This is a genomic window from Faecalibacterium sp. An58, from assembly GCF_002161515.1.
In the GTDB taxonomy this organism is placed as follows: Bacteria; Bacillota; Clostridia; order Oscillospirales; family Ruminococcaceae; genus Faecalibacterium; species Faecalibacterium avium.
The window spans coordinates 1-6,040 of sequence record NZ_NFHX01000050.1 but is presented as its reverse complement, the minus strand read 5'-3'; the positions used below and the strand labels follow the sequence as shown (position 1 = coordinate 6,040).

Genomic DNA, 6,040 nt, shown 5'->3' with positions numbered 1-6,040 from the left:
CAAGCATCAACGATGGCCCGCAGTCCCTCGGTGTAAATATCCGGGCCGTACTGCTGGAACTCCTTGAGGGCGGTGCTGACGCAGATGATCTTGTGGCTTGCGCGGACATGGTCGGTGCCGAGCTGCAAACCTGCCGCTTCGGTGGCGGCCAGGAAAGCGTGGGCCTCGGCGTCTTGGCCCACCAATTTAGCCCGCAGCTTTGCGCCTGCGGAGAGGGGCGTGGATGCGCCGGTTTGCTGGGCAAACACAAGGGCTTCTTCCTCTTTGGTCAGACCGGTGTAGACTCGGCAGACGATGGACAAGTCTTCGCCGCCGTTCAGAACCTTAAGGCCCACGATGGTGTGCTGGCCGTCAATCACGATGTAGCGCCCTTCCCGGTAGCTGACCTTGGGCGGGTTGACTACGATGCCATTAAATTCGGCCACCATCTGCTTGACCTTGCTCATTTGCAGTTTGCGCTGGTACTCAGCGGGAATCTCCAAAAAGGCGCTGTTGATGGCGATTTCTTTATAAGGATAGGTTCTCAGTTTCATTCAGTTCGTTCCTCCACTTCTTTTAGGTAATCCATCAGGCTCTGGGCGATCTTGGCCACCGCGGCCCGATTGTCAGGTTCGGTAAAAAGGTCGGGGTAATACTGGAAGGTCTGCTCCCACCGCTGCTTCAGGTTGTCCGCTGCAACTTCGATCTCGCACAGCATATCGCTGCCGGTGGCCCGGCGCTTGGCGTGATACCGGCTGGCCGCGATTTCCAGCAGCTGCTTATTGTCGATTTTCACCGGCGCAGGTACTGCAGGCTCGGACAGTGGTTCTGCAAGAAGCTCTGTCGGCCCGACATCTTTCAGGGCCTCAGTTTCAGTGGCTTTCGTCTCGATTTTGGGGGATACCACCTTCTCCTTTTTGCCTGCCTTTTTCTGCTCTTTTGGCTTGCAGAGTTCAGCGACCAGGGCGGGGCGTTCCTCCAGCGAAGCCTTGGCAATGGCGGCCACCGCCCGTTCCGTAGGTTTGATACTCCCGGTAAGTATCTCCTGCTTGATGCCAGGAGACACTTCTTCTGCCGCATCTACACCTTTTGAAAATTGACCTGCGCGGCGGACATATCGCTCATTTGTATTGTTTTCGCGGGCAATTCGCTCAGCAGTCCTCTCCGGTTTGTAGGTGTGGACATTTTGTCCACACCTAGTTTCGTCTCCTGAAGTAAAGCGGTTCCCGTTAAAATTTGTAGCAAGTTTTTCCGCCTCATACTGTTGTCCCAGCAAATATTTGAACTGTTCTGGCTTGAGATTTCTCCTGCCAAGCTGGTTTTTGCAAATCCAGACAATCGCTTCATAGCGGTTGTCAAACTCCTTTTCCAACACGGTGTACTTGATCTCGGGGTGATTCTTCAGAATCGCAAAGCGGTTGTGGCCGTCCACGATCAGGCCGTTCCAGACGATCAGAGGGCTGAGGATTCTGCCTTCTTCCAAAATGTTGGTTTCCAGCAGATTCAGCTCCTCAAAAGTCAGGGGCGGAATCTTGCTCTGGAACTCCGGATCAATCTTCAGCTGTCGCAGCATAGGCTTTGGCCTCCCTCCGGGTCGAGTCCCTGTGAGCCGCAGGCTGGACATAGTAGTCAAACCCATAGCGGATCTGGCAGTAGGTGCATACATCCTTGGTCCGCTGGCGCAGGTCGGCACGGCGCAATGTCGTGCGCTTGGCATCCTGGAAGGAATGCAGACAGACCGGGCAGAGCGTAATAAGGGACGCGGTGTTGAGATTGCGTGTGTAGCTACGGCTCATCATTGACCTCCGTTTCTTTATAAATAGTGAATATAGGAAAATCCACCGGTTCGGAAAGCGTTTTCCAGCCGGCGGGCTGAAATCTTGTTTGGATTTCCTTCCCCCACTTGTCCTCGACGCCCCGGGGAGGTTGGGAACCTTCTGGCGGCGGATTTGCACCGCTCCATCGGCATTTCAGCCGCCCCGCCTTCTTTGTGGCCGGGCCGCGAGTTACGGAAGTATCATTGTCTGGAAGTACCAGAAGGTTGGGTATTCACTTTTCAAGGTCCACCAGTTTCGGGCTTGCCCCTCCGTTTGAGGGAGGCCCTTGCTGTGACTCTATGATACCTTAGAAGTTTTCGTTGCGGGAGTGACTGGTTGTCACAGTTTACTGTGACAGATTGTCACACTCTTTATAGTTCACGCTTAACTTTCTCTATCATTTCAACAGCTCTTTGCAATTCTGTTTTAACCGCGTCCAACTGTGAAGTTTTTCCAAGGATCAAATAATCCAACGACACATCGAATAAAATATGCAAATCCACTAACAATTCAATAGAACAAGTTCTTCTGCCATGCTCGATTGCCCTTAAATGGTCAAAACTAATTCTAACTTTCTCCGAAAGTTGTACTTGAGTATATCCTTTTTCCTCACGCAGGGATTTGATTCTCTTTCCACATTCAACAGGATCAAAGCGCATAGGTTTATCCTCCAGATTTTGACGTGTGTGTTGACGTGCAAAATCTGAAGGTCAGGGGTATCTAGCAATGTACGTTTCCCAATACTGGCGCATCTGTCACTCCCGTGGGGCGACGGAAGCGACAACCAGAAAGCAAATAAAAAGGCCGGCAGACAGCCGCAATTTCCCTAAAGGAAATCGCTTCCGTCTGCCGGTCTCGTCCGGCCTATAGCCGGTTCAGTCCTTGTCTAACAAACTTTTGACTCCCGAATTCCGTCCCTAAGGGCAATCTCCCAGTCCGACGCAGATACGGTATGTCTCATTCCATATTCAGTTTTACAGGTTCACAAAAATCAGGAAATTTCCTCCAATGCTTCAAAATGAATAGACGCCCTTGTGACGGTGACTTTGTTCTTCTCCATTTGGATCACCCAATGGCGGTCGCACTTCGAGCATTTGAGCAGCCCTGTCACAATGATTTTGCCGCGCATCAGGCGGGTGCCGCATCTTGGACAACTGGAAACATTCAAGTCTTTGGGTAAGTCCTTTTGCATGTCTCTGAACATCGTGTTGACCTCCTTATCGTTGGATGATGTCAAATGAGGGCAGAAAGCATTGTTCATTACAATGCCGCGATAAAGTGTCTGGCCTAAAATTTTATGCCTTTGCCCTTTGCCGGAGCATAGGCATCTTGTAAGCCGGTCCACATCCAAGCCGCCTTCTGATATTTGTTCAACGTTAGCGTGCAAAAACAATCGTATGAACGCATATTTTAGCGGAAGGCAGTGCTTGTACGTCTATTATAGCATACAGTTACACCAAAATCGCACCAAAAAAGCACCAAAATCACACCATTTTTACACCAAAATCGCACCAAAGCAAAAACCTACGCAAGTATGCCAAATTCGTCGATTTGAAATGCAGAAAATTTTTCTTTATGTGCCAGAAAAATTTCTCTTGCTTCTGCGAACATCTGCATTCCCATCTTTGCCTTGATGTCCCAGTAGTGAAGTTCTCTGTCCCAGCCTCTGTATACTGAAGTGCGGTCAATGAAGTCGTGCATCCTGTCAAACTGCTTCAAAAGAAACATGAGCGACAAGGATACGTTTTGAACGTCTATCCGCTTGCGGTCATACTGGTTCACGATCCTCGCAATGACCTTAGCGCTGTGCCGGGGCAGTACGACACCGTGGAAAGAATCCAGCGCATCCATATAGTGCTCCAGCTTAGACGCAGTGTCTGAAATTTTGTCTGCTTCCCGAACGCGAAGCACAAAGCGGTCAAAGTCCGTTGTTATCGTGTATCTGCGGTTAATCGCATAACCTGACTTGTGGATCTCCAGGAAATTATTCTCTGCAAACAACGGCTCAATCTTCTTTCGCACATTGTAACTCAAATTTCTAAGCGCTCTCTCTGGATCATCCAATGTCTCAGGATCACTCCATAAAGAATGCAGCAGCGATTGTGCCGGCAGCAGCCTTCCCTTTTGGAACAGGAGGATCACAAGAAAAAGGATCCCCTGCTTTCTCCCGATGGTCTGTTCTGTGACAACACCCGCATGGGTGCGTAGTTCAAAACCGTCCAGCAGCTTGACATATACTTCATTTTCGTGACCTGACGGTGTATCTTGGCTGCTAGAAGGATACGCCGTCTTTCCTGGCTTACTCTGTGCCGCCAGCTCAACAGATACCACATAGGAAGCCAGGCGAAGAAAACTGCTGCAAAAAGCATATCTCTTGGTATTACATACGATAAGTATGCCGTCTCCGGGCACGCCGTAGGGGACCGTATGGACTGTCTCAATACCAGCGCTTGTCATTTCCTGGTATGCTTTTGGGCTTAATTCAGATAGCGAATGCAGATCCCACGCTGTGACTGATTTGGCCTGCATCATCTGCTGGATAAGCGCCGGTGTGCCCGGCATGAGCAACCCTTCCAATACGCTTGTGACAAAACCTTCCCGATATACCTTATCAATACATCTCAGCATAGCGGAATGTGGGCTTGCTGCAATCACAAGCACACAATCCGCATCATAGAAATCCCGGATAGCCTGGATCACATGGGAAACGGCATTTTCGCAGATGCGTTCTTCGTTGAGCCTGGCCTCCAGCGCAGACATGGCGGCTTCGAGGTCCAGCGCGTAGCGAATCTGGTCAGGTTGTGCATGGTGCCGGGCGGCACCACCAGCCAAAAGAGTCTTTTCATTTTCTTGCATGGGCGGGGAACCTCCTTCCCTGTGGGAGAAAAACAAAAAGCGCAAGGTCTGCTGCACACCAGCAGGTTCCTTGCGCTGTGGAACTATTCCGGTTTTTCGACCGGCGCTTCGCTTGGGGTATCCTTCGGTTCTGTGCTGAGCGTATGCTGACAATCCAGCAGGGCGTCCAGTATTTTGCTCACCGCGAGCAACATGGGAGGGTCGCATTTGTTCAATTTATCGGCGATCTCAAGATCGATCCGCTTGGCTCTGCTGACATACGGTGTGTCCAGTAAAAAGAAATCCAGATCCTTTTCCAGTACCTTTGCGATCTGCATCAGCACGCCAAGAGAGACTCGGGTCTGTGCGACCTCAATATGGCTGATATAATTGTTGGTGCAGCCGACCAGGCGAGCCAGGCCAGCCTGGGTCAAATCTTTTTCAACGCGGGCCAGTTTGACCCGCTTGCCGATCCTTGCATAGTTGACTGCATCTGCTGCATCTTTCAATCTTATCACCCCTGTCTGATGCCGATGAAGACATTATAGATGAAATCTCGATTTGACGCAACAAACCGCGAGTGCATTATTGCATCTATAAGTGCAATTCGGTAAAATAAAATAGAAAACTGTACAAAACTTTTACATTTTCGACTTTTTTGAAGCAATCAGTGAAAAGAAAATGGTACAGCGGAATTGAACGACTGTGGGCAAAGATGTTATAATTGATTAAAAAGTTTTTACTATCAACGAGGAGGTATCGTGATGCGGATTGTGTCCTGGAACTTGAATGGCTTGCCATCGTGCCTGAAAAGCGGCGCTTTTGGACCGCTGCTGGAATACCAGCCAGATGTAATTTGCCTGCAGGAAATACGCACACGGGCAGAGCCGGTCGTGCTGGAGGGGTACTGGCACTACTGGAACCACAGTGTCCGGGACAAATATTCCGGCACAGCCATGCTGCTGCGGGAGGAACCGCTCTCCGTCTATTGCGGCCTGACCGACGATTTCGATGTTGCCGAGGGCCGCGCCATCACCGCCGAGCTGCAGGGCTTCTACCTGATCAACGCCTATGTGCCAAACTCCCAGCAGAGCTTTTACCGCCACGCTTATCGCCGGGAATGGGACGCCGCGCTTCAAGCCTATGTGCATGAGCTGCTGTACGACAAGCCTGTTATTATCTGCGGGGACTTCAACGTTGCGCGGGAGAGTATCGACATCTACCCCGAAAATATACGTAAGCGCTCAATAATCCCCCGTGAGGGATAAAGAAAAGAGCTCCCATAAGGAGCTCAAATCGGTTAAAATTATTTGAGTTTGCAATACTCGGGTAGGCTTTCGGCCCAGGGGAGCAGTGGAGCCAGTTGTTCCTCAGAAGGATTTCCGCCCAGTTTGGGCAGCTCCTGTAGC

Annotated in this window: 8 protein-coding genes; 1 reads left to right on the top strand and 7 read right to left on the bottom strand. The window is 50.6% G+C overall.

Annotation, left to right across the window (positions count from 1 at the left end):
• The 7 genes from B5G12_RS13910 to B5G12_RS13880 all read right to left on the bottom strand — a co-directional run.
• On the bottom strand, positions 1–533 hold a 533-nt coding region (locus B5G12_RS13910), incomplete at its 3' end, for a DUF6551 family protein (RefSeq protein ID WP_343286649.1).
• The gene (locus tag B5G12_RS13905; RefSeq protein WP_087325459.1) at positions 530–1,552 is read right to left on the bottom strand and encodes a ParB N-terminal domain-containing protein; all 1,023 of its coding nucleotides are present in this window, start codon (positions 1,550–1,552) and stop codon (positions 530–532) included. The genes B5G12_RS13910 and B5G12_RS13905, both read right to left, overlap by 4 nt.
• Positions 1,530–1,775, bottom strand: coding sequence for a hypothetical protein (locus B5G12_RS13900; protein ID WP_204245697.1), 246 nt, complete (start codon positions 1,773–1,775; stop codon positions 1,530–1,532). The genes B5G12_RS13905 and B5G12_RS13900 overlap by 23 nt, the downstream gene beginning before the upstream one ends.
• A gap of 392 nt (positions 1,776–2,167) precedes the next feature.
• Positions 2,168–2,455, bottom strand: coding sequence for a helix-turn-helix domain-containing protein (locus B5G12_RS13895; protein WP_087325458.1), 288 nt, complete (start codon positions 2,453–2,455; stop codon positions 2,168–2,170).
• Between the two features lie 332 nt (positions 2,456–2,787).
• Entirely contained in the window at positions 2,788–3,000 is a 213-nt protein-coding gene (locus tag B5G12_RS13890; RefSeq protein WP_087325457.1) for a hypothetical protein, read from the bottom strand.
• 320 nt (positions 3,001–3,320) lie between these two features.
• A complete protein-coding gene (locus B5G12_RS13885) occupies positions 3,321–4,652 on the bottom strand; it encodes a helix-turn-helix domain-containing protein (protein ID WP_087325456.1) in 1,332 nt (443 codons plus the stop codon).
• Positions 4,653–4,735: 83 nt separating this feature from the next.
• On the bottom strand, positions 4,736–5,140 hold the full coding sequence (locus B5G12_RS13880) for a helix-turn-helix domain-containing protein (protein WP_242956060.1): 405 nt from the start codon (positions 5,138–5,140) through the stop codon (positions 4,736–4,738).
• 255 nt (positions 5,141–5,395) lie between these two features.
• On the opposite strand from B5G12_RS13880, the gene B5G12_RS13875 reads away from it, so the two are divergent.
• Positions 5,396–5,899 carry an exodeoxyribonuclease III gene (locus tag B5G12_RS13875; protein WP_087325455.1) on the top strand — a complete coding sequence of 168 codons (504 nt, stop codon included), beginning with the start codon at positions 5,396–5,398 and terminating at the stop codon, positions 5,897–5,899.
• The last annotated feature ends 141 nt before the right edge of the window (positions 5,900–6,040 follow it).